The 21,612-nt window shown below is 57.3% G+C and carries 23 protein-coding genes; 13 read left to right on the plus strand and 10 right to left on the minus strand.

Annotated elements, in window-relative coordinates; all coding sequences use genetic code 11:
* The first annotated feature begins 5 nt into the window (after positions 1-5).
* A complete protein-coding gene (locus tag ABD890_RS13530; protein ID WP_345090153.1) occupies positions 6-242 on the plus strand; it encodes a hypothetical protein in 237 nt (78 codons plus the stop codon).
* Here the strand turns inward: ABD890_RS13530 and ABD890_RS13535 are convergent.
* Positions 239-1,396 (minus strand): prenyltransferase/squalene oxidase repeat-containing protein, encoded by a 1,158-nt coding sequence (locus tag ABD890_RS13535; protein WP_345090156.1) that lies wholly within the window; start codon positions 1,394-1,396, stop codon positions 239-241. The two genes, ABD890_RS13530 and ABD890_RS13535, sit on opposite strands and share 4 nt — an antisense overlap.
* A complete protein-coding gene (locus tag ABD890_RS13540) occupies positions 1,393-2,451 on the minus strand; it encodes a prenyltransferase/squalene oxidase repeat-containing protein (RefSeq protein ID WP_345090159.1) in 1,059 nt (352 codons plus the stop codon). The genes ABD890_RS13535 and ABD890_RS13540 overlap by 4 nt, the downstream gene beginning before the upstream one ends.
* A gap of 518 nt (positions 2,452-2,969) precedes the next feature.
* Here ABD890_RS13540 and ABD890_RS13545 point away from each other — a divergent pair.
* Entirely contained in the window at positions 2,970-3,713 is a 744-nt protein-coding gene (locus tag ABD890_RS13545; protein WP_345090162.1) for a tetratricopeptide repeat protein, read from the plus strand.
* A 47-nt stretch (positions 3,714-3,760) separates the two neighbouring features.
* Positions 3,761-4,291, plus strand: a complete 531-nt coding sequence (locus ABD890_RS13550) for a flavodoxin (RefSeq protein ID WP_345090165.1) — start codon at positions 3,761-3,763, stop codon at positions 4,289-4,291.
* Between the two features lie 165 nt (positions 4,292-4,456).
* On the opposite strand, the gene ABD890_RS13555 is transcribed toward ABD890_RS13550, so the two are convergent.
* Positions 4,457-5,998, minus strand: coding sequence for a HEAT repeat domain-containing protein (locus ABD890_RS13555; RefSeq protein ID WP_345090168.1), 1,542 nt, complete (start codon positions 5,996-5,998; stop codon positions 4,457-4,459).
* Between the two features lie 39 nt (positions 5,999-6,037).
* Positions 6,038-6,739 carry a hypothetical protein gene (locus ABD890_RS13560; protein ID WP_345090171.1) on the minus strand — a complete coding sequence of 234 codons (702 nt, stop codon included), beginning with the start codon at positions 6,737-6,739 and terminating at the stop codon, positions 6,038-6,040.
* Between the two features lie 303 nt (positions 6,740-7,042).
* Between ABD890_RS13560 and ABD890_RS13565 the strand changes: the two genes are divergently transcribed.
* Together ABD890_RS13565 and ABD890_RS13570 are read left to right on the plus strand one after the other, a co-directional pair.
* On the plus strand, positions 7,043-7,417 hold the full coding sequence (locus ABD890_RS13565; protein ID WP_345090173.1) for a hypothetical protein: 375 nt from the start codon (positions 7,043-7,045) through the stop codon (positions 7,415-7,417).
* A 179-nt stretch (positions 7,418-7,596) separates the two neighbouring features.
* On the plus strand, positions 7,597-8,580 hold the full coding sequence (locus ABD890_RS13570; RefSeq protein WP_345090175.1) for a glycosyltransferase family 2 protein: 984 nt from the start codon (positions 7,597-7,599) through the stop codon (positions 8,578-8,580).
* A 3-nt stretch (positions 8,581-8,583) separates the two neighbouring features.
* Here ABD890_RS13570 and ABD890_RS13575 read toward each other — a convergent pair whose 3' ends face one another.
* Entirely contained in the window at positions 8,584-10,005 is a 1,422-nt protein-coding gene (locus ABD890_RS13575) for a DUF1254 domain-containing protein (protein ID WP_345090178.1), read from the minus strand.
* A 126-nt stretch (positions 10,006-10,131) separates the two neighbouring features.
* On the minus strand, positions 10,132-10,905 hold the full coding sequence (locus ABD890_RS13580) for an SDR family NAD(P)-dependent oxidoreductase (protein WP_345090181.1): 774 nt from the start codon (positions 10,903-10,905) through the stop codon (positions 10,132-10,134).
* A 168-nt stretch (positions 10,906-11,073) separates the two neighbouring features.
* Here ABD890_RS13580 and ABD890_RS13585 point away from each other — a divergent pair, with 168 nt between their 5' ends.
* The 3 genes from ABD890_RS13585 to ABD890_RS13595 all read left to right on the plus strand — a co-directional run bounded on the left by ABD890_RS13585 (position 11,074) and on the right by ABD890_RS13595 (position 14,180).
* The gene (locus ABD890_RS13585) at positions 11,074-12,069 is read left to right on the plus strand and encodes an NADPH:quinone reductase (RefSeq protein WP_345090184.1); all 996 of its coding nucleotides are present in this window, start codon (positions 11,074-11,076) and stop codon (positions 12,067-12,069) included.
* Between the two features lie 85 nt (positions 12,070-12,154).
* On the plus strand, positions 12,155-13,267 hold the full coding sequence (locus ABD890_RS13590; protein WP_345090187.1) for an NHL domain-containing protein: 1,113 nt from the start codon (positions 12,155-12,157) through the stop codon (positions 13,265-13,267).
* Between the two features lie 10 nt (positions 13,268-13,277).
* Positions 13,278-14,180, plus strand: coding sequence for a TIM barrel protein (locus tag ABD890_RS13595; protein WP_345090190.1), 903 nt, complete (start codon positions 13,278-13,280; stop codon positions 14,178-14,180).
* 55 nt (positions 14,181-14,235) lie between these two features.
* Here ABD890_RS13595 and ABD890_RS13600 read toward each other — a convergent pair whose 3' ends face one another.
* Positions 14,236-14,715 carry a macro domain-containing protein gene (locus tag ABD890_RS13600; RefSeq protein WP_345090193.1) on the minus strand — a complete coding sequence of 160 codons (480 nt, stop codon included), beginning with the start codon at positions 14,713-14,715 and terminating at the stop codon, positions 14,236-14,238.
* 289 nt (positions 14,716-15,004) lie between these two features.
* Here ABD890_RS13600 and metG point away from each other — a divergent pair, with 289 nt between their 5' ends.
* Together metG and ABD890_RS13610 are read left to right on the plus strand one after the other, a co-directional pair.
* Positions 15,005-17,077 (plus strand): methionine--tRNA ligase, encoded by a 2,073-nt coding sequence (gene metG / locus ABD890_RS13605; protein ID WP_345090196.1) that lies wholly within the window; start codon positions 15,005-15,007, stop codon positions 17,075-17,077.
* Positions 17,078-17,246: 169 nt separating this feature from the next.
* Positions 17,247-17,534 carry a hypothetical protein gene (locus ABD890_RS13610; protein ID WP_345090199.1) on the plus strand — a complete coding sequence of 96 codons (288 nt, stop codon included), beginning with the start codon at positions 17,247-17,249 and terminating at the stop codon, positions 17,532-17,534.
* A gap of 22 nt (positions 17,535-17,556) precedes the next feature.
* Here the strand turns inward: ABD890_RS13610 and ABD890_RS13615 are convergent, their stop codons facing one another.
* From ABD890_RS13615 to rlmN, 3 genes are read right to left on the minus strand one after another with little or no spacing between them, the layout of a single operon-like run.
* Positions 17,557-18,093 carry a hypothetical protein gene (locus ABD890_RS13615; protein ID WP_345090201.1) on the minus strand — a complete coding sequence of 179 codons (537 nt, stop codon included), beginning with the start codon at positions 18,091-18,093 and terminating at the stop codon, positions 17,557-17,559.
* A 33-nt stretch (positions 18,094-18,126) separates the two neighbouring features.
* Positions 18,127-18,792, minus strand: a complete 666-nt coding sequence (locus tag ABD890_RS13620; RefSeq protein ID WP_345090204.1) for a hypothetical protein — start codon at positions 18,790-18,792, stop codon at positions 18,127-18,129.
* 30 nt (positions 18,793-18,822) lie between these two features.
* Positions 18,823-19,893: a 23S rRNA (adenine(2503)-C(2))-methyltransferase RlmN gene (gene rlmN, locus ABD890_RS13625; protein WP_345090207.1), complete on the minus strand. Its 1,071-nt coding sequence runs from the start codon at positions 19,891-19,893 to the stop codon at positions 18,823-18,825.
* Positions 19,894-20,075: 182 nt separating this feature from the next.
* Here rlmN and ABD890_RS13630 point away from each other — a divergent pair, with 182 nt between their 5' ends.
* From ABD890_RS13630 to ABD890_RS13640, 3 genes are all read left to right on the plus strand, one after another.
* Positions 20,076-20,435 carry a DMT family protein gene (locus tag ABD890_RS13630; RefSeq protein ID WP_345090210.1) on the plus strand — a complete coding sequence of 120 codons (360 nt, stop codon included), beginning with the start codon at positions 20,076-20,078 and terminating at the stop codon, positions 20,433-20,435.
* Positions 20,436-20,451: 16 nt separating this feature from the next.
* On the plus strand, positions 20,452-21,207 hold the full coding sequence (locus tag ABD890_RS13635) for a hypothetical protein (RefSeq protein ID WP_345090213.1): 756 nt from the start codon (positions 20,452-20,454) through the stop codon (positions 21,205-21,207).
* A gap of 115 nt (positions 21,208-21,322) precedes the next feature.
* The gene (locus ABD890_RS13640) at positions 21,323-21,544 is read left to right on the plus strand and encodes a hypothetical protein (protein ID WP_345090216.1); all 222 of its coding nucleotides are present in this window, start codon (positions 21,323-21,325) and stop codon (positions 21,542-21,544) included.
* Positions 21,545-21,612: the final 68 nt, after the last annotated feature.

The following is a 21,612-nucleotide window of genomic DNA, read 5'->3' on the forward strand; positions in this document are numbered from 1 at the left end:
CTGTGATGAAACGCTTAATTTCGAAGTTCGTTGCCAGCGTATCGTTTCTGGCCGTTGCCTGGTGGGTAGCGGTACGCGTCGTATGTGTAGCACTGTCCGGGGTCGCATTGACCTGGCTCTCCGGCATCAGTTGGGCCTTCGTCGTACCCGTATGTGTCGCGATCGGTATGCTGACATTGCTTCTCGAAGATGGCTTTCGCCAGGCCTCTCTTGCTCGACGCCGCCACGACCCGACCACCTAAGGGCTCACCTTCTCCGGCGGCATCATCTCTTGAAGTGCGATCATCGCCATAGACGTCGCCACCAAAGGATCATCTTCTCGCATCGTCGCGATTGCATTCTTCCAGGAACCCTCGTCCTGCTGCTTCGTTAGAAGCTGCCCTCGAAGTTCTTCCCGCTTCTGCGAAAGCTTCGGGAGCGATATTCTTGTCGCAACTTCGCTTGCTCTTGCCGCGTGGTAGAACCACAGACCAGCTAATTGCTGCCCGGCCCGCGATGCTCTTTCCGGAAGATCTTCCGCCACCGAGGGAAGTGGCATCGCCAGGTACTGCTCGAGCACCTGGTGAAGTTCAGTTGACGAATAAAGCCCAGTGGCCTGCATCGCCAGCCAGCCATCGCATGTGGCCGAAGGGTAACCCGCCGCGACGTCTGGCTCGCCGTCGGACTTCACCATGCCTGCTTTGTTGAGTGGGGAATCTGCTACCGGCACGAACCCAAATCCGTCGCGGCCTCGGCAACGATTGATAAACGTGCGCGCCCTAGCGTTGGTCTCTTCTGGCAAGGCATCGTATTGCCTCAGCACCGACAACACGTGAGCGGTCACCGCGATATTCGCGCTGTCGCCTGGCAGACGGGCCGATTGTTCCGGCGGCAAGGGACCCCAGCCACCGAACTCTTCGTCCTTCGGCTGACAGCCAGCGGCTGGGCCAAACTGGGCCTCCCGCAAAGCTGCCAGAAGCTTCTCACGCAGTGACTCCGAAAGCTCCCACTCCGGTACGATCGCCGCGGCTTGAAGAAGCAGTGCCGTGGCATAGATCGGCTGATCGGTTTCTCCGTTGGGGCCGCAGACCAAGCCATGCAAATCTTGGCGACGCGTCAGAAAGTTCACGCCGCGCTGGCCTGTGGCAAGGGCCGCTTGCCACGCATCGTCCGGGACGTTTGACCTGGTGGATGCGAGTGCCTTCAGGACGAGAGATGTCAGCCCGATCCCTTCGCGTAAGTTTCCATAGGTCTGCGAGTGCCAGCCGCCACTGCCGGCTTGTTGCGAAAGCAGCCAGGCCAGACCTTGCGATCGGGCAGCCTTGATGGTGGTTTCTGTCGGTGCGGAATGCAGCCGTACGGCGGGAAGTAGCAGCGAACTTAGCAGCCCGCCCACGAAGCGACGACGGGCGATCATAGGTCAGAGATCGAAAGCTGGTGGTTCGTGCTTTGCAGGGTCAGCAGGGCGGCCGCCGTGCAGAAGGTTCGGTCGGTGATGCAATGATGCCCGGTCCAACTGCCATCGGCGTTTTGTGTTCGCAGAAGTTCCTTGCGAACCGTTGGGGACCACTGCTTCCAACTCGGCTGAAGTTCCGTCAGCATGCACTGCGTGACGAGGTAGAACGACAGGTATTCTTCGCCGCCGGCATACTGAAACGCCCGACGATCGGTCGTGATCAGCTTCAACAACTTGTCGGCGGACGACAGGAAGTGACGATCGTCGCGATAACCCATCGAGTAAAGCACCCGCAGGCTCGAGGCTTCTTTGTAGAAGTGATGCATCCAGCCATCCTCTTCTTTCGGCCGTTTGCGAAGATCTTTGATTAGCGACTCGCCGACCCGCTCGGCGGAGGCGCGAATCGGAAAGCCGGCCGAGCTTGCCGAACGGAGGCTTTCCCAGCCAAGAACCGTTCCCAGGATCGGTGCCCAGCTCTCCGTGCCCCACGTGCCATCTTTCAGCTGGCTGCGACCAATGTGGTCGACTAGCTTGGCGAGGGCTGTATGGATCACGTCGATCTCTTCGTTCGCCTCGAAGTAGACCTCGCTAAGGAACAGCGTCGCAAAGAAGACGTCGGCATTCATTCCGATCTTCCTCTGCACCAGTGTTCGTTCGCGGACCTTGGTGCCAGCGAGTGGACGATGCTCGATCTGATCGAGCACGCCATGTAGAACCCGCCGGGCATACTTGGCGTACTCGCCCCCGTACGGTGTGCTTCCTTGCGACAGGAACATCAAGCCAGTGATCGCGGAGCAAGAGAGGTCCGGTCCATACAGGCGATCGGTGCCCACCGTGCCATCTCGCTGAATGGCCGAGATCATCCAGGCTATTCCCTTATGGATCGCCTTCTGCGTTTCGGGCTCGTTGTGAATAGGATTGTCGGCAGACCAGACCGATTCCGGACGGCCAGAAACCAGGAGCCCAGCCCCAATTCCACTTCCCAGGAATTGGGACAGCCATTGTCGTCGATGCATGCGTGACTTTCGTTTTGCAGCCCCCCGTTCATACCTGAAGGGGACGTCTCGGTGCCTCTTCCTGATGACTTGCCCACGTGAGAGAACCGCGGGCCAATCGTCACTTTGTGGCATTTGCAAACGATGTACCGGGCAACGATATCGACCTCTTTCGGCCCCATTTCCCGCCCGAGTGTCGATCGAGTCGCCTGGCATGTCGGCTCGGTCGACATCGTCGCGTCGAGCCGTAGGAGAGGGGGCCTGAAAGCTCTGTGCCACGTCTGGGGTGGCGGCTAAAAACCGGGAAAACGGATTGCCCTGCCACTGGGACATCGCTAGAATGAATGTAACTGAGACTCAGTATCTATAGCAAGCTGCCGCGGTTTGGTACCGTTCGCTAGCCACCGGGACGTGACGGAGAGGCTTCTTTCGCCTTGGTCGTCCGCCCCAGTCTCTTGGCTGCGTGTTCTTCTTTTGGGCTGCCTGGCAGCGGGAACGAACCGCTTTCCCTTTCGATACTCCATTCAGGCGAGAACGAAATGGTCCCGACCGAAAGTGCCTATCATCAGGCTTTATTTTATTACTACCAGGGAAGTTACGTAGAGGCCGTCGACACGTTGGCCCTCCATTTAAAGACCCAGCCCGACGATCCATCTGGCTGGGAATTGAAAGGAGTGCTGTGCCATGCACTGTGCGACTTCGCCCCCGGGAAAGAGGCTCTTGAGTACGCGTTGTCGCTGCAAGGCCTTTCAATCTCGGGCCAGTTGGCCCTGGCCGATTGCTATGCCCAGGTCGATCAGCCCGAGCTGGCGATCGATGTCTATTGCCACCTGGCCCAGTTGCCGATTCTCGATGGCGAAGTCCTCGCACGGCTTGCTCGCGGCTTGGGGATAGTGGGGCAGTATGCCTTGGCGGCCGATGTCTGTCAGCGAGCTTGCCATGCCGAGCCTGACTCGCACAACGCCCGGTATGGGGTCGCGTTCTATATGTCGAAGGCTGGTTACCCGGCCGAGCTGATCGAACCGATCCTGGTGGGCGTGATCGCGATGGCTCCGCAGATCTTCTTTTACCGTGTCGCGCTGGTGACCGTGTTGACGCGGCAGAACAAGACGCAGCAGGCTTACCTGGCGGTGGCCGATGCGAGCCTTGATGAGCTGACGTCGCTCAAGTGTGCGTGTTGCCTCAAGCGACTCGCTCAGATCTTCCACGATGCCGGAGACACTCGTCGGGCGTCGGTTTGTCGCGAGCGTCTTGGGGCGTCGCAACCATCGCGCGATGTTTAGTCCCCTGCCCTGCCCTTCCCTTTGATCAAGAGACAAGAGAAATAACCATGGATATCTCGATGGCAATCTTCTACGGCTCGACCACCGGTAACACCGAAGGGGCCGCGAATAAGATGAAAGAACTACTGGGCGACTGCGTGGCAGACGTGGTCGATGTTTACAAAGCGAACCCGCAAGATCTGCTGAAACACGATCTGTTGTTGTTCGGCGTTTCGACCTGGAACGTCGGCGAAATGCAGGATGACTGGGCCAGCTTTCTGCCGAAGCTTGAAGGCCTGGACCTGACTGGTAAAAAGGTTGCCTTCTTCGGCATGGGAGACGCCGTTGGCTATCCCGACAACTACCTCGACGCGATGGGGGAACTTTGGCAGACGATTCGTCGGTTGGGTTCGCCGGAACTGATTGGGGTTTGGTCGAACGCCGGCTACGAGTTCGACGACTCCCAGGCCCTTTACGACGATACCCATTTCATCGGACTTGGCTTGGACGATGACAACCAGTGGGATCTGACTGATGAACGTATCGAGCAATGGTTGGCCCAGGTCGTGCAAGAGGCCGGAATCGTCGAGTCTGCCTAGCCATCGAATCAGGTTATCGCCGTTCTGGGCTGGGTCGTGACCCGAGCATTCCACGACCAAGCTCAGGCGGCGAGCTACCTGGTGGCTTCGTTCGATTCAAGAAACAAAAAACGGCACGTCATCCAGCGATGGCGTGCCGTTTTACTGATTGGCAATTGAAGGCGATTACATCGCGCTGTTCAGCTTGCCGAGCATTTCTTTGGCGGCATTCTGAATGATGGGGTTGTCCGACTTCATGGCGTCCTTCAGCACTGGCAGGACTGCTTCGCGGGTCGAAGCCGAATCGCTGTCGACCTTCAGCAAGGCCCATGCACACGAAAGCTGCATGGCAGGATCGGAGTGATTCTGCATGACCTTCAGCAGGGTGGCTTTCGCTTCGGCGGCATCAGGACCGATACGTCCCAGGGCCAAGGCCGAGTTGTGAGCGATCGAACCTTCGCCCGATTCAAGCGACTTCGTCAGCTCTGGTGTGGCAGCCTTGGCGGCAGGACCGATGTTACCCAGAGCCACGACTGCCTGGTTGGCGACGCGTGGATTTTCGTCGTTGATCAAGGCGATCAGGTTCGAGGTTGCCGGAGCACCTTCTTTGCCTAGGCTGCCCAGGATGGCGATCGCATCGAAACGCGTGCTCGGGTGCTTCAAAGCAGCGATCAAGTAATCGATCGCCGAAGGACCCATCGTCGAGAGCAAGCCCATGGCATTGCTGACGACCGGTTCGCCGGCGTCGTTCAGGGGATCTTGCAGTTCGGCCTTCAGCGTTTCTGGCTTGGCCTGCAGAGAAATCAGCCCCTGGGCCGACATGGCACGAATGATCGCGTTGGACGAACCGACCCCTTGGGCCAGACGATGAACGGCGTCTTGCTTGAAGGCTTCGTTGTCGGGATGGGTGAAGGCCAGAGCCCAGGCACTCATCGTGCCCAGCAGCTTGTCTTTGCTTTCGACATTGGCTTTGATCTTCGCTTCGACTTCTGGCGACATGGTGCCCATGCGACCCAAGGCGTAAGTAGCCGAAACGGCCAGCGTTGGATCGTCCAGGCATTTGACGATCGCATCGGTAAAGGCGGTGGCGGCCTTTGGCATCGTGGCCAGGGCCAGCAACGCTTCACGCTTCAACGCACCCTTGCCGGTGGTCAGCACCTTGGCGAGTTCCGGAGCGGCGTCCGAAGCCTCTGGGCCAAGTTCACGCAGGATCAAGCAAGCCCACAAGGCACCCTTCTCGCTCTTCAGAGCAGCGATCAGTTCAGGGACGGCTGGCTTGCCGGTTTCGGTCAGGGCGTTCATCACACGCAAGCGAACGGCTGGATCGGCATCGCCCAGCAATTTGGCGAAGATCGGTAGCATCTTTTCGTGGCCAGGATGCAGAGCATACAGAGCCGAGATCGCTTCGCGGCGAACTTGTGGATCTTGCGAACCGGTCAGGGCCAACAAGCCTTCCAGGGTGGTGTCGTCGGCGACGCCAATCTGGCCGAGGGCATGGGCGGCCTGAGCGGCAACTTGCGGCGAAGTATCTTGCAGCAGCGAAGTCAGCGGAGTGACGGCCGAAGCTGCCTTGTCGCCGAGCGAGCCGAGCTCTTGAATCGCCGCGATGCGGGTCGCTTCGTCAGTCGACTTCAGGTTTTCAATGGATTGTTCAACAGTCGCTGCCGAGACCGAGCCAAACGACACGGCTACCAGCAGCAGAGCAAAGGCAAAAAATGAGCGTTTCACGACGCGTTATCTCCAAGTGTGGCTGAGTGTGCGGGATGCTTACGGCAGTTGGTTCTGCGTGGTCGAATAGAGAAGGCTCTTCAGGAAGTCGTACGACTCCATGTACTTCTGAGGCGGAACCTTCGAGATGCCACGCTTCAGGATCACGGCCATGTCTTCGACCGCCTGCGTGAACTGTGCCGACTGCTGGGCTCCGAGCGAGCCATGTTCGGTTTTGAGTTTCAGCATGGTTTCGATCTGCTTGCGATCGTCGGCGAACTCTGGATATTGCAGCAGTTCTGGCCAGTTGACCGTGCCGGCAACTTGATCGAGGCTGCCCGAAGGAAGTGGCTTCGGAATGCCTTCCCGGGCGAGGTGGACCAGTTGCTCTTCGGTCGGACGCGGATGCTTCTTGGCTTCGTACGCGTCGTGCTCGGCACGCATCTGATAGTAGGTGTCGGCGTAGATCTGTTGGTTTTGGATCGACAGCCGGTTGGCCTCTTGCTGGTTGATGTTGGCTTCCGAGGTTTGAAGGTTGTACGACCCGGCAGCGCTGGCGACGTCGGCCATCCCTTCCAAAGCACCTTGAGCCGCGGTGGCGGTGTTGGTGAACATGCCATACCCGGGATAAACGGGAGCAACCGGAGCGGTGTACTGAGGGGTTGGATATTGCGGGGCGGAATTTTGCGGAGCAGGCGTACCTTGGCCAAAGACCGGCGAGGCAACCAACAGCAAAGCGAACGACAGTAGCGGAAATCTCATGGAAATACCTTCTAAGTGGACGAGCCTTGCGCAAGTTGCAGGCAAGGTGACAGGGCACTCTCAGCAAGCCTAGCTTACAACTTGGCCTGCGAGGGGGTGGCGAAACAAGCAATACGGCTGCTTTAGCCCGCGAAATTCTCCCAACTATCACAATGCCGACCCCGCCGGCCAAAGACGAGGGGCCAGAGGCGAGAAAACCGAGAAAAATGGAGAATGTTGCCTTGCGCTAAGCGGTTTTACTGGGGCCAGCCCCCGTTGGGAGTGCATTGAACCGGCAGTCTGCCCACACGTAAAATGTGTCGCATGAGCCATCTGCTGACACCATCTGACAATGCCTCGTTCCTGAAACCGGAAGAAATCGCTAAGCGATTTCAGGAAGCATTCCCCCATTGTGAGATCGACCGGGAAGGTGGCGCCGATGCCGTGGGGGAAACGATCGTGGCCCTGTTGCGGATGAATGCCCCAGCCGAACTGATCGAGCAGCAGCGTGCCTTGCAGGAAGAATCGATCGCGGTCGTCCTGGCCGACGACCCCTCAAGCGAGCACGATCTGAACCTGGTGCTCAAGCCGGGCGAAGGGATCCTGGTTCCCTATTATTCGGCCCAACATCAAGAGGCTGTTCGTCGGCTGGTCGAGCGATGTGCCGAAGTGCTGGGCTATGAAATTGGCTGGCCGTAGGGTGGCCAGCCGGGTCGAGGCTGCCGGAAGGTGAACGCCCTGCCAGGCGGCTTTCTACACCTGCCCTTGCTCCCAAAACGCTCCGTTTGCTAACATCCCCGCGCTGCCGGGCTGGTCGGCATTTCGATGCTGGAACTTGAGCCCTGATTTATTCGAATTTCACGCGGGTTTTGATCACCATGAGTGTTTCCGTTGTTGTTCCGGTTTACAACGAAATCGAGACGATTCCTCTCCTGTATAGCAGCTTGCACCAGGTGCTAGCGAATCTGGGGCGGGATTACGAGATCTTGTTCGTCGATGACGGTTCGAGCGATGGATCGACCGCCAAGCTGAAGGAAGTCGCGGCGACCGACAAGCATGTGAAGGTGGTCGAGTTCCGTCGTAACTACGGACAAACGGCGGCCATGCATGCAGGGATCCAGCATGCTTCGATGGACGTGGTGATCACCCTGGATGGGGACATGCAAAACGATCCCGAAGACATCCCGATGATGCTGACGAAGATCGACGAAGGTTACGATCTGGTTCATGGCTGGCGGAAGAATCGTCAGGATGCCTGGGTTAATCGCAAGCTTCCTTCGAAGATCGCGAACTGGCTGATCAGCCGAGTTACCAAGTTCCCGATCCATGACCTGGGTTGCACGTTGAAGGCAATCCGTCGAGAGATCGCCGTCGAACTGGAACTGTACGGCGAAATGCACCGATTCATCCCGATTCTGGCCCATCAGCGTGGTGCCCGTTGCGTCGAAGTGGTGACCCGTCACCATGCTCGCCGTTTCGGACAAACCAAGTACGGCATCGGTCGAACGACCCGTGTGGTGCTCGACCTGCTGACGGTCACTTACATGCAGCAGTTCTTCACCAGCCCGATGAAGCTGTTTGGCCGGATGGGCTTTGGCTGCCTGGGTATTGCGATCCTAAGCGTGCTGACGACGATCGGCATGAAGGTCGCCGGCGGCGTTGATATGACTGGCAACCCACTGCTGCTGTTGGCCGTGTTGAGCACGATCCTCGGCTCGCAGATGTTTGGCATGGGGCTGCTAGGCGAAGTGAATGCTCGGATCTATTACGCCTCGAACGGCAACGATTCGTACGCCGTCCGCAGCTTGACCAACTTCGACGATGAAAGCTCGCACGCGTTGAAACTACGCCAAGCCGCTTAAAGCTCAGTCAGCTTTAACGACTGCCGGAGGCTTCCAGGTTCCTTGACCTGGAGGCAAGATCGAAGGAGCTTCCGTCTTCGGCCAATAGAGCCGCATCACCATATAGATCGGCCCATCTGGGGCCGGCAACCAGTTGGCCTTCAGCTCTTCGGCTGGAGGCTCGTTTTGTATGTAGATGGTCAGCGAACCATCTTCATTCTTGTTCAGCTCAGGCAGCATCGGCGAATTGATCAGGTACCGATTGATTGGATTCTTGATCAGCAATTGTGTCGTCCCATCGTACATGGTGATCGACCAAAAGGCATTCACCGGTGGCAACTGCTCGGCTGGGAAGGTGATAGTATAGCGGTTTTCTTTGCCATCTAGCGGGTTGCCTTCGCTGTCAATCCGAGCCAGCGGATAGGTGGCCTCAATCGAGTCGTTGGCATAGATCCCTGCCATCGCGACCGCTGCCCGCAGGAGCCAGTCTCCCTGGTACGATTCGCGATCGGCTTGAACGTTCATGACCCGCCAGCCGTTGATCGAACTTCCGACGCCATCCGCTTTTTCGCGGATCTCGGTGAGACCCTTCTCGGCACCAAGACGCAGGGCAACTTCCTGGGCACCGGTCAACTCGCAGCAAGGAAATGGCTTGCCACCCTCGACGCCCATTTTCTGCATGCGTGCCCGCAAGCCTTCCTCGGACTTGGCTTCCCCAATGGCGGGACAGAAGCGAAGGATAAACGCGAGGTAGGCATATGGATTGGCGGCTGCCAATTGCTTGTCGATTTTAGGCCAGTTAATCGACGGAGGCGATTCGGGCGAAGGCTTACCCAGGTACACCGAAAGAGGAACGATCTGATAGCCAGACTGAATCTTCTTGACGTTCTCGAGATCATCCGGTCCGAACAACTGCGTCCGGAAGATCGCCATCGAGAAGTCGGTTTCGCAGTGGAAGACCTTGTCGATCCCGGGCGGTGTTTCGCCTTCCCAGTTAGGGCCAGCGATCATGAATTTGCCAGCCTTATTGCCGGTGGCTCGGCTACCAACATAGCCATAGTTGAACGTGTAGAGATCAACCAACTGCACCGAGTAGTATCGCTCCGCTTCCATCTCCGGCACGGCGAAGACAATCGGTTCGGCCCGCAAATCTGCGCAGAAGAACGAGTAAGGCGTATCGCTGTTCGGAGTGACCACCGAAGTATCGGCAGGGGTGTAGACGTGAGCCGAGTTGTAGATCTGGTTCAGCGGACACTTGTATTGGTTTGACGTGCTGTCGATGAAATACTCGTAGATCGTCCCGTAGTTCATCACCATCGGGTAACCATACACGAAGGCCTCTTGGGCCATCGCCGTTTCGTCGGGGCTGGTGTCTTCCGCCTGGCAGAGCGAGGGGGGAACGAGGAAACTAAATGAAAGCAAGAATGCCGCGAGTATGTTCTTCATCACTTGTCCCCGATTCCAATGCGAAGTACCGCCTTGGGGACGCTGTCGGCCCCCGAACTACTGGTTATCATAGTCCGCATTCGTTGGGGTTTGCAAAGAAATGACGTTCGGTCGAGCATGTTTCGCTTAACTTCCCAATAGCCAGCGAGAAATCTTCAACAACGTGCGTCGCGGAACCCATGGCGTGACAAAGTTCAGCAGGAACCAGAGGCCCCACTGATCGATCACGACCAATCGTCCCTTCTTCATCGAACGATAGCCGAGTTCGGCCACTTTGCGAGCGCTGGCGCCCTTCTTAAACATGCCGACATCCTTGGCGTGGGCACGATCGAAGAACTCAGTCGCGACCGGCCCAGGGCAAAGGGCGGTGACGGTTACCCCGAACTCAGCGACCTCTTCGGCGATCGCTTGCGAAAAGCTGAGGACGTAAGCCTTCGACGCGTAATAGACCGCCATGGTGGGCCCTGGCAAAAAACCAGCAGTCGAACCGACATTCAAGATGTGTCCATGTTTCCGCTGCAGCATGTCAGGCAGAAAGCGATGCGTCATCTCGCTGAGCACGGTGACGTTCAAGTGGATCATGCCGCCATCGGTGCTCCAGTCATGTTTGTAGAACGGGCCATGGTTTCCGAAGCCAGCGTTGTTAATCAGAAAGTTGATTTCAATGCCGGCAGCGTCGACCTGGTCGTAGACCTTCTTCACCGCGCCGAGCTCGTTCAGGTCGATGGCGATGCACAGCACTTCGACCTTATGTTTCTCGACCAACTGTAGCTTGAGCTCTTCCAGAACTTCGCCACGACGGGCGATCAAAACCAGATCGCCTCCCGTCTCGGCATGTACCCATGCAAGTTCGCGGCCAATACCGCTGGAAGCTCCTGTAATGAGGGCGGTGTTCTTCATGATGCACGTTCCTTCCTGTAGTAGCGGGGTCTTCCTTCTATTGTGCACTAAGGCGAGCCAACGCACAGCCACGAATGCCGTTTGCCCAGCTTGTTTGTGGGTAGTCGCGGGCAGTACGATGAAAGTGGTCGACCAACGACAATCACCCCAACCGAGGAAGGGTTCGCGATGAAAGCGGCATACATTGAAGAAACTGGACCACCAGATGTCATCCAAGTTGGCGATTTGCCAACGCCTGAGCCGGGGCAAGGACAAGTCTTGGTGAAGGTCGGTACGGCTGCCCTCAATCCAATCGATACCTACCTTCGCAATGGGGCGAACTACTGGGAATTGCCCAAGCCGTTCGTCACCGGAAGCGACCTCGCCGGAACGATCGAAGCGGTCGGTCCCGGGGCCAGCAAGTTCGTCGTGGGGCAGCGTGTGTGGGGAACCAACCAGGGTCTGGTCGGTCGCCAAGGAACGTTCGCCGAGTATGCCGTCGTCGACGAGCACTGGCTCTACGCGACCCCGGACAGCGTTTCCGACGACGCGGCGGCTGCCTGTGCGCTGACCGGCGTCACGGCTCACATGGGACTGGGTGCCGACAACGCCCGACTGAAGGCTGGCGAAACGATCTTCGTCCATGGCGGCTCAGGCGGGGTTGGCTCGATGGTCGTTCAGATGGCCAAAGCCATCGGTGCGACGGTTCTCGCCACGGCCGGTAGTGAAGCCAAGGCGGAACTTTGCAAAGAACTGGGGGCCGACTACGTCTTCAATTACAAGACGCAGAACGTCACCGAAGAAGTCTTGAAGATTTGTCCCAACGGCGTGAACGTGATCTGGGAAACTGTTCGCGAGCCTGACTTCGACTTCCTGGTGAGCATCGCCGCCGAGCGTTGCCGCATGGTGTTAATGGCAGGCCGCGATGCCCGGCCAGAGTTCCCGGTGGGACCCTTCTATGTGAAGGGCTGTAGCCTGCATGGGTTCGTCATGTTCAAGGCAACCCCGGAAGAGATGGCGGTGTGTGGCGAAGAGATCAGTCGCTGGCTCGCCGAAGGAAAGCTGAAGCCGCAAATCGGCAAAGTGTTCCCACTTTCCGAGGCCGCCGCCGCCCATCAACTGCAGGAAGATAACACCCTGCGACAAGCAGGCACCCTGGCAGGGAAAATTCTGATTAAGCCGTGAAGCAAGGGTTCAGGGGGACTATAATGCGGGGCCAGTCGCAATGATTGTCAGCTAAATTGAAATCCCTCACTTGCGAGCCTACCTCATGCATTCCCCCCTTTGCTTGCTCTCGCTGCTAGTTAGTCTCGTTGCCGCGTCGGTTGTTCAAGCGACCGACTATGGCGACATCGTCACCGTTGCCGGAACCGGTCAGAAACAGGTTTCGGCCAACGCGGGCCCGGTCGATCAGGTCAACATCGGTCAAACCTTCGGTGTACTGATCGGCCCGGACGACGCCTTGTACGTCTGCGAAGTCGAGAACCACCGTGTGCTGCGCGTCGATCTGAAGACGAAGCAGGTCACCACGGTCGCCGGCAATGGAACCAAAGGCTACGCCGGCGATGGCGGCCCTGCCACCGAAGCGCAGTTGAATGAACCTTACGAGGTTCGCTTCGCCGATAACGGTGACATGTACTTTGTCGAAATGCGGAACCATGTCATCCGCAAAGTGGACGCCAAGACCGGCATCATCTCGACGGTCGGCGGAACGGGCAAAGCAGGCTACAGTGGCGATGGTGGTCCTGCCGCGAAGGCTCAGTTCAATCAGCCGCACAGCATCGATCTTTCTGCCGATAACCAAAAGCTGTTTGTGGCCGACATCGGCAATCATCGCATTCGCGCGATCGATCTGGCCAGCGGCACCGTGCAGTCAATTGCTGGCAATGGCGAGAAGAAGCTTCCCGTCGATGGCCAGACCATGGAAGGCAAGCCGATCCTCGGACCACGAGCCTTGTTCGTCGACGGCAACGATCTGTGGATCGCCCTCCGTGAAGGTCATAGTGTTTGGCGTTTGGATCTGAGCAGCGGCAAGATCGAGCATGTCGCGTGCAGCGGCAAGCAAGGCTACAGCGGCGATGGCGGCAGTGCGAAAGAAGCCACGATGAACGGCCCGAAGGGAATCGCGAAGGCACCCAACGGTAAGCTGTACGTCGTCGACACCGAGAACCAGGTCATTCGCGAGATCGACGTTCAGAACGATCGCATTCGTACGGTTGCCGGCGTTGGGCCGAAAGGCCGAGGCTTCTCTGGCGATGGTGGCCCCGCCACGCAAGCCAAGATGGATCGTCCGCACGGGATTGGCATCGGAGCGGACAACGCGCTTTACATTGGCGACACCAACAATCACCGGGTCCGTAAGGTGATCCCGGTTTCAAAATAAGGAATCGAACATGTTCGCGTTGAACCGTCGACAAATGTTGCAAACTTCGCTCGGCACGGCTGCGGCGATGGGACTGGGCAGCACGCTTTCCGCCGAAGAAGCCAAGCCGTCTCGCTGGAAGGTGATCACGTTCACCAAGTTCCTGCAGCCACTTTCCTACGACCAGATGGCCGACGCCATCGCCGAGATCGGTTTCGATGGCATCGAAGCCCCGATCCGTCGTCGCGGGCACATCGAGCCAGAACAAGTCGCTGACGAACTGCCGAAGTTTGTCGAAGCTTTAAAGAAACGCGACCTGACCATCGACGTGATGACGTCAAGCATCAACAGTGTCGATTCGCCCAACGCGGAAGAGACGTTGAAGGTTGCCAAAGAGTTGGGGATCCCGAGCTACCGGATGGATTACTACCGGTACGACTTGAAGAAGCCGATTCTGCCGCAGCTTCGCGAAGCAGGGGCCAAGCTGAAAGACCTTGCCGCGATGAACGAGGAAATCGGGATTCAGGCGGTCTACCAGAATCACTCCGGTGCCAACTTCATGGGGGCACCGATCTGGGACATGATGCAATTGGTTCGTCAGTACGATCCGAAGTACGTTGCCATGGCCTTCGATATCGGCCACGCTCGCTGCGAAGGGAACATGGCCTGGCCGATTCAGTGGAACCTGGTCCAGTCACATCTCGGCTCGGTCTACATCAAAGACTTCAAAGGCAACAACGGCCGGCCAGAGTGGTGCTCGGTAACCGAAGGGGAGATGCCGAAGCAGTTCTTCCAATTGCTGAAAGAAAGCAACTACCAAGGACCGATCTCGCTGCATGTCGAGTACTTACATGGCGACGAAGGGGCCGAGGTCTCGAACCATCTGGCCGCCATGAAACGCGACCTGGCGTGGCTGAAAGAGCAGCTTACCTAATCGGTTCGCGTTGATCAGGCAGTTCTGACGAAGGGGAACTGCCGAAACACGAGGGCTATTGGATACCGTTAGGTTGAATGCCGGCTGCGTAGTTCTCGCAGACGATGAACTGGACGGGTGAGTTATCGAGAACTTCAACCAACTGCGTCTTGACTTGTTCGGCGGTCAGCCCTCCAAGGCCAGCGCCGATCATCGGCAAGCAGACGGTTTCGATATTCTCCTGTTGGACCTTACGCAGTGCTTTCTGCAATGCACCTTCGATTGCTTCCAGCGTTGCTTTCGTACGCCAGGTCTTCTGCGTGCCAAGGTTCAAAATTAGACGGCCAGAATCAGGATCTTCCCAGGCAAATAGGTCACCAGTCTGAAATTCCCCAGACTGGCATTTCTCCTTGTAGAGTTTGTACATGGTCGGCCACCGTCGTTTGAACTCGACTGCGATCCCTTTGCCCATCGCCCCTGCGCAGTTGCAGCCATGGGCCAAAGCCACCTTTGGCGAGGTTTCGAAGATGTCTCCGTCGACAAATCGGACCGTCATCGATAAGAGCTCCTTAGGTGAATAAGTACGAAACCGCCATTATTGATCTTCGCTGACCAGCGGGCAACGTTCAGTAGCGTGCCTTCGGTCTGTGGACGGACTAGCTACCGGCGGCTGAGAGCTGACAGCAATCGGGCCAAAATCGCCGCAAATTGAACCTTTCGGCCCCCACTTCTGTCTAGGGGGAGCACCGGGGACCGCACTCCGCGCACATGGCGGTGTGCGGTACAATGCCCCGTTCTTGAAGACAAAACCCCTGCGATAGGACCTCACCCAAGAGGAATCCCCCATGGCACGACGCATTTTGGTCACCTCGGCCCTGCCCTACGCGAATGGGCCGATCCATATCGGGCATCTGGTGGAATATATCCAGACCGATATCTGGGTCCGTTTCCAGAACCTGTTTGGAAACGATTGCCGCTACTTCTGCGCGGACGATACGCATGGCACCGCCATCATGATCAGCGCTCAGAAGAACGGGGTGACTGAAGAAGAGTTCATCGCCAAGATGAGCGAAGAGCACCAGCAAGACTTTGCTGGCTTCGGGATCGAGTTCGACAATTACGGCTCGACCAACAGCGAAGAGAACCGTGTCCTCTGTCACGAGTTCTGGCAGTCGCTGCGCGATGCCGACCTGGTGGTCGAGAAGGATGTGCATCAGCTGTTCGACCCGGAAAAGAAAACGTTCCTCGCCGATCGTTTCGTCCGAGGAACCTGTCCGAACTGCAAGTCCGAAAACCAGCCTGGCGATAATTGCTCGAAGTGTGGCGCCGCGTACACGCCCGCCGAGTTGATCGATCCGAAGAGCACCCTTTCCGGAGCGACGCCGGAACTGAAGACCGCCAAGCACTTGTTCGTTCGCCTGGAACAACTGCACGAGTTCCTTAACGAGTGGACCCAGTGTGGCAAGCACCTGCAGGACGAAGTGGCCAATTACCTGAAGGGGCACTTTCTCGATAACCCGAAAGAGCCAGAGCTGAAGGACTGGGACATCTCGCGTCCAGGGCCTTACTTCGGTTTCGAGATCCCCGATAGTCCTGGCGACTATTGGTATGTCTGGTTCGATGCTCCGATTGGCTACATCGCGTCGACCTGGCAGTGGTGCAAGAAGAACGGCGAAGAACTGGCCGACTGGTGGAAAAATCCGGAAACGGAAGTCCATCACTTCATCGGCAAAGACATCACGTACTTCCACACGCTGTTCTGGCCAGGCATGCTCAAGACGGCGGGCTTCACACTGCCGACCAAAGTGCACATTCACGGCTTCTTGACTGTTGACGGTAAGAAGATGTCGAAGAGCGACGGGACGTTCGTGAAAGCGGCGACCTACCTGAAGCACTTGGACCCGGCCTATCTGCGGTACTACTACGCCACCAAGCTCGGCCCGAGACTGGACGACTTGGATCTGAACGTGAAAGAGTTCGTCGAGAAGGTCGACGCCGACCTGCGTGGCAAGATCGTGAACCTTGCTTCGCGAGCCGCCAAGTTCGTTGAGAAGACCGGCCTCTCGGAAGTCTATCCGGAAGATGGCGGCCTGTTTGAAAAGGGTGCCAAGGCAGGCGAAGAGATCGCCAAGGCGTACGAAGATTGCGACCTGAATAAGGCCATGCGTCTGATCCTCGAACTGGCCGACGCCGCCAATCCGTATATCGAATCGAACAAGCCGTGGGAGCTGCGGAAAGATCCGGAGAACGCCCAGAAGCTGCAAGGTGTTTGTACGGTCGGTATCAATCTGTTCCGTCAGATTGTGGTCTACCTGGCTCCGGTTCTGCCGAAGCTGGCAGTCGATACCGGCAATCTGCTGAACGATCCGATCGTCAGTTGGCAGCAATCGCAAACGCCGCTGACTGGTACGGCGGTCAACAAATTTGAACACTTGATCCAACGCGTCGAAATTGAAAAGGTACATGCCATGATTGAAGACAGCAAAGAAGAAGCCGCCGCCGAAGCTCCGGCCGGTGCCAGCCAGGCCGACGAAACGGCCACCAAGTTTGAAGACAGTGCCCAGCCAATGGTCGACGAGCCGATGGCCGAAGAGTGCACGATCGACGACTTCGTGAAAGTCGACCTGCGTGTTGCCCGAGTTCTGTCGGCAGAAGAAGTGCCTGACGCTCGTAAGCTGCTGAAGCTGACACTGGGCCTCGGTGGCGATCACCGCAAGCAGGTCTTCGCCGGTATCAAGGCTGCCTATAAGCCGGAAGAACTGGTCGGCCGACTGGTGATCATGGTCGCCAACCTCAAGCCGCGTCAGATGAAGTTCGGCCTCAGCGAAGGCATGGTCTGTGCCAGCGGCCCTGGTGGCGAAGAAGTCTTCCTGCTCAGCCCTGACGAAGGTGCCAAGCCAGGCCAACGCATTCACTAAGCGTCGGTTGAGAATCAAACAAAGCCCACGTCACGATCCCTGGACGTGGGCTTTGTTGTTTCTTGGCGAGTGTGATATGAAGCCAACCTGCAAAGTTGTGGCGATCGTGGCCTCGTTCTGGCAAACTGACGGTAACGAAGCCTTTCGTGCTTGATCCTAAAAACAACGCATGAACACCAAGCCGCTCTCTAACGAACCTCGTAGCCGAAGCTTTGCTTCACGCAGGGTCGTCTGGTCGGTTGTCATGGTCGGACTGGCGATGTTGAGCAACTGGCCAGTTCGATTTGGTTTGCCGGTTGGCTTTTGGACAACGATCGGGTTTCCGTTTCAAATTGCCCGCTGGCAGCGTGGCGAGCTGGAAACGTTTCGCTGGCACGCGTTGTGTCTGGATCTGCTGGTGTGGGGCCTGTTGATCTGGTTGGTGCCGATCTTGTTGCGTCCCAAGGCGACGACCTGAAGAATCAAGCTAGAGGCGAACGTCAGTTCTTTCTCAGCCGTAGCACGGTCTCCACGTGTTCGACTTCGATGTCCAACCGCTGGGCGATCTCTTCTGCATCGATGCCATTGTCGGCCAGGGTATAGATGTCGGCCAGTTTCTCGTCATCGCAGAGAAGCTCGGAGACAGACCGAAAGTTGGGGCTTCCTTTACGAACGATTTGTTCGCTCTCTTCCACGACTGGCCGCAACGTTTCACGCTCTTCCGCGGAAAGTTGGCTGGCGACTTGTTCCAGTTTCACAAGCGTTCGCTGCAAGATCAGCAGCTTCGTGTCGACCAGTCCCTGAAACTCGCGGGTCCGCTCGAGCATCTCGACTTGCCACTGGTTCAGTTCGTGTGGACCATCGGACATGGTCCACTGCGATTGAGCCGGTCGAGGGTTTCGAACCAGGTGCCCTTCTTTCTTACGGGCCTTGCGAACCTGGGCCTGGCTCTTCCAACTGCGACGCATCAGCAGCCAGATCAGCAGGATGACCCCGCCGAAGAACATCAGGTACGGTGCGTAACTGTCTTCTCCCATGACCGGCTTCCTTGCGGTTGGTACTGGTTAGTCTTACTGATCGAGAACCAGGTACTTGTCCAATAACGCGTCGACGCCGATGCAGTATTGCGAGCTGCTCTCGTTTTCTTCAAAGACAGGGTCCATCGCTACAGCCGAAACCGACTGGCGCAGGCCGAGCAAGATCTCGCGGACATGTTTCATGTTATGCAGCGTAATAACCTTGCCCGATTCTTCCTGCTTCTGGGCGTAAGCCTTCGCTTTTTCTTCCTCGGTGAACAGGTTGAGCAGCGTGATCGATGCTCCGTTCTCGTCGTTACCAGAGATACTGGAATAGCCTTCGTCGGTCTCTACCACGAAGACCGGATAGTTCCACGGAGAGTTATCAACGATCAAGAACTCTTCCAGCAATCGCTTGATCGACGAGACCCACTTGGCGTTGATGTCGAACTCGACCGGCTGCGGATCGTAGGCGACCTTGGTGACCGGCAGCTTCAAGCTTTTCAGGAACCAACGGAACTCGCGATCGTTATTCAATTGACGAGGTTCGCCAATGATCGCGAACTGCTGCATGAAGCCAAGGGCGACCGACTCGGTCGAGTGAGTCGTCAGAATGTGCTGTGGCTGTTCGTCGGTGTCTTGAGGGTCGACGATCGAGGTGTAACCACCTCCATGGGCAATCAGATAAACCGGATATTCCCACTGAATCGGTGCGGACATGTCCGTAGCTCCTCCTGGTGTTGAGTCCGATTAACGGTTGACGGCAGACTTCAATTGTTTGGCAATCTCGCGGTTCTCCCGCTGGATAAGCTGGCCACAGGCGGCAGCGATGTCGGCCCCCAGCGAGTAGCGAATCGTTACCGGAAAGCCGGCGGCTTTCAGCGTGTTGGCGAAAAGCTCGCGTGCTTCCTGACTACTCCCTTGAAGGTGGTCGGCACCGTCGATCGAATTGTAAGGGATCAAGTTGATATGGGCTTGGATGTTTTTGAGGAAAGCGATCAATTTTTCGGCATCCTCGGGGCGATCGGTTCGCTGATTAAGCATCAGGTACTCGATCATGATTCGACGTTTATCGGTAAGCTGAAGCTGCAAAAGTGTCTCACGCAGGCGATCAAGCGAGACACTTTTCGCCAGCGGAATCAAATCTTGCCGACCTGCTTCGTCCGCACTGTGGAGGCTGAGCGCCAGATTCACCGCTGGAAAGGTCTTATCGAGTCGCAGCATTTCATCCGGGATACCAACCGTCGAAACGAGCAGACGCTGCGGTGCGTAGTCGAACAGCAGCGGCGAGGTTAACGCTCTGATCACCTGGTGCAGGTTCTCAGCGTTGTGCAGAGGTTCTCCCATGCCCATGAAGACGATGTTCCGAACGCGGCGATCTTCGGCCCGGAGGAATTCATTCGCCTGAACGACCTGATCGAGAATCTGGGCAGGCGAGAGATTGCGGGCAATTCCCATCTGGCCGGTCGCACAAAAGCGACATGCTGCGGCGCAGCCAACCTGGGACGAGATGCAGAGTGAAGTTCGACCGGTTCCGGCTCGCAGGATGACCGTCTCGATCATCAGTCCTTCGCTGGTGCGGAAGAGAAGCTTGCTGGCCCCGTCCAGTTCCGAATCGAGTCGTTCGGCCAGTTGCAGCGGATGCGGATCGATCTCGGACTGCAGCGTTTCAGCCACGCTGGGAGCGACTTCGCCGAGCGATTCTTCGAACGACCAGCCCTGTTTCAACCACCGCGTGCGGAATCGGCGGAGGGAATGGACAGTCTGCGAATCGTTGCCGAATCGCTCGTTCCAGGCTGTAACGTCGTACCAGTGCGGCATATAGGATTTCTCTTCAGGGCTCGTTCAGTATATCAAGCGAGCCCCGGTTGCGGCGATTGGCGTCGGCATCGTCGTTGGAAAATCAGCGGAAAGAGGCGGGATGGACCATCGCCCAAAGGGTGGCGAGGCTGCATAATTCCGTTTTTGAAGGACCGCTTACCACGAAATGGGTTCACTCGCATATGCAAACCATCCTGACAACCGCCTTTCTGCTGACCCTCTCGAACATTTTCATGACGTTTGCCTGGTATGCCCACCTGAAAGATATGGGACACAAACCATGGATCATCGCGGTCCTGGCGAGTTGGGGGATCGCCTTCTTCGAGTACCTGATTCAGGTGCCAGCCAACCGTATCGGCTTCACGCAGATGGACTTAGGGCAGCTGAAGATCTTGCAGGAGGCGATCACGCTGACGGTCTTCATTCCGTTCGCCCTGTTCTACATGAAGCAGCCGCTGCGGCTCGATTTCCTATGGGCAGGCCTTTGCATTTGCGGGGCGGTCTATTTCATCTTCCGCGGGAACATCAGTCCCGCCGGCTAGACGAAGGAGCTGCCTGATGACGATTGCCGAGGAAGTTCTCACGCTCTTTCCACCGAGTGAACATGGCCTGATCGAGTGGCTTTGCCCGCAGATGAGCGACGCGATGCTTCAGGAAATTGCCATGGCAGATAACGGCTTCGGGCAGGCTGAGATGTTCGTGTTGCTGAAGCAGTTACGCAGCACCGGCACCTTCGCCAAGCCGATGGATGTCGATCTCCGGGAAGTGCTGAGCCTGACCTGTTGGGTTGATCCTGATCGACCCAATCCACCCCCCTTCCCGCCTGGTCCGACCTCCGAGGAAGGGCATCGAATCCGGCTCTTTGCATGTGCCGTACGTCTGCAAGATGAAGAGGATCCATGCGATGCGTACGACACTTGCCTGGCAATCGCATTGGAGAGTGCCGCCGTTGTCGGATCGGAAGCGGATCGGCATTTAGGTCGCTACCTGACCTGGCGGATTCCTTCGGAAGCTGCGCCACGATTTCGAGTACTTTGCCGACTTGGACTTCTCATTCTGTTGCTCCGAAGTCATTCGATGGCGACCGACCCGGCAATGCTCGAATCGCTCGCCGATCAGATCATGGATGAAGAGCATCTCGGACGCCGCCAGTGGCGTTACTGTCCGACCGATCCGGAGCCAAGCGACTACAGCGTCACGCATGGATTCTGGAAAAAGACGATCGCGGCGTTTCGGCAGCAGGCCAGCATGGTCGAATCGGCCGACCTTCGAGAGAAGCTGGAACTTTGCGCGCTATTGGTTACGCCTGCCTAGTGATCTTCGTTTGCCTATGCACCGACAGAGGCATGCCAGCCTGAGAAATACAGGCTATGCTTGATGTAGAGATTGAGGCAACCACTTAGACGTTTTTTAGTAAGTGAGGTTAGCCATGACTCCGACCACCTATCATCACTGGAAGTTGAATCAGATTGGTGGAGCCATCGCGGCTGTGGGCATCTTTTTGATCTATGGATCGGTACTGGAACATGGTGCCGCCCAGTCGATGCCTTCGATGTTTCCATCCGGCCTCTTTGCCGTGTTGGCAGGGATGGGAATGTTTGCGATGGGCGTGTCGATCTACCTAAAGCATTGGAACGAGCATCACGCGTAAACCTCAAGACACTGCGTGAAGCGATCGAAGTGCCTGGCGGGAACTTGTGAAGTCTCCTGCCCTGGCGA

This window comes from Bremerella cremea (genome assembly GCF_039541315.1).
GTDB lineage: Bacteria > Planctomycetota > Planctomycetia > Pirellulales > Pirellulaceae > Bremerella > Bremerella cremea.

Coding starts and splice junctions, on each gene's coding strand:
- ABD890_RS13530 (WP_345090153.1), top strand. CDS start 6: ATGAAACGCTTAATTTCGAAGTTCGTTGCCAGCGTATCGTTTCTGGCC.
- ABD890_RS13535 (WP_345090156.1), bottom strand. CDS start 1,396: ATGATCGCCCGTCGTCGCTTCGTGGGCGGGCTGCTAAGTTCGCTGCTA.
- ABD890_RS13540 (WP_345090159.1), bottom strand. CDS start 2,451: ATGCATCGACGACAATGGCTGTCCCAATTCCTGGGAAGTGGAATTGGG.
- ABD890_RS13545 (WP_345090162.1), top strand. CDS start 2,970: ATGGTCCCGACCGAAAGTGCCTATCATCAGGCTTTATTTTATTACTAC.
- ABD890_RS13550 (WP_345090165.1), top strand. CDS start 3,761: ATGGATATCTCGATGGCAATCTTCTACGGCTCGACCACCGGTAACACC.
- ABD890_RS13560 (WP_345090171.1), bottom strand. CDS start 6,739: ATGAGATTTCCGCTACTGTCGTTCGCTTTGCTGTTGGTTGCCTCGCCG.
- ABD890_RS13565 (WP_345090173.1), top strand. CDS start 7,043: ATGAGCCATCTGCTGACACCATCTGACAATGCCTCGTTCCTGAAACCG.
- ABD890_RS13570 (WP_345090175.1), top strand. CDS start 7,597: ATGAGTGTTTCCGTTGTTGTTCCGGTTTACAACGAAATCGAGACGATT.
- ABD890_RS13575 (WP_345090178.1), bottom strand. CDS start 10,005: ATGAAGAACATACTCGCGGCATTCTTGCTTTCATTTAGTTTCCTCGTT.
- ABD890_RS13580 (WP_345090181.1), bottom strand. CDS start 10,905: ATGAAGAACACCGCCCTCATTACAGGAGCTTCCAGCGGTATTGGCCGC.
- ABD890_RS13585 (WP_345090184.1), top strand. CDS start 11,074: ATGAAAGCGGCATACATTGAAGAAACTGGACCACCAGATGTCATCCAA.
- ABD890_RS13590 (WP_345090187.1), top strand. CDS start 12,155: ATGCATTCCCCCCTTTGCTTGCTCTCGCTGCTAGTTAGTCTCGTTGCC.
- ABD890_RS13595 (WP_345090190.1), top strand. CDS start 13,278: ATGTTCGCGTTGAACCGTCGACAAATGTTGCAAACTTCGCTCGGCACG.
- ABD890_RS13600 (WP_345090193.1), bottom strand. CDS start 14,715: ATGACGGTCCGATTTGTCGACGGAGACATCTTCGAAACCTCGCCAAAG.
- metG (WP_345090196.1), top strand. CDS start 15,005: ATGGCACGACGCATTTTGGTCACCTCGGCCCTGCCCTACGCGAATGGG.
- ABD890_RS13610 (WP_345090199.1), top strand. CDS start 17,247: ATGAACACCAAGCCGCTCTCTAACGAACCTCGTAGCCGAAGCTTTGCT.
- ABD890_RS13615 (WP_345090201.1), bottom strand. CDS start 18,093: ATGGGAGAAGACAGTTACGCACCGTACCTGATGTTCTTCGGCGGGGTC.
- ABD890_RS13620 (WP_345090204.1), bottom strand. CDS start 18,792: ATGTCCGCACCGATTCAGTGGGAATATCCGGTTTATCTGATTGCCCAT.
- rlmN (WP_345090207.1), bottom strand. CDS start 19,893: ATGCCGCACTGGTACGACGTTACAGCCTGGAACGAGCGATTCGGCAAC.
- ABD890_RS13630 (WP_345090210.1), top strand. CDS start 20,076: ATGCAAACCATCCTGACAACCGCCTTTCTGCTGACCCTCTCGAACATT.
- ABD890_RS13635 (WP_345090213.1), top strand. CDS start 20,452: ATGACGATTGCCGAGGAAGTTCTCACGCTCTTTCCACCGAGTGAACAT.
- ABD890_RS13640 (WP_345090216.1), top strand. CDS start 21,323: ATGACTCCGACCACCTATCATCACTGGAAGTTGAATCAGATTGGTGGA.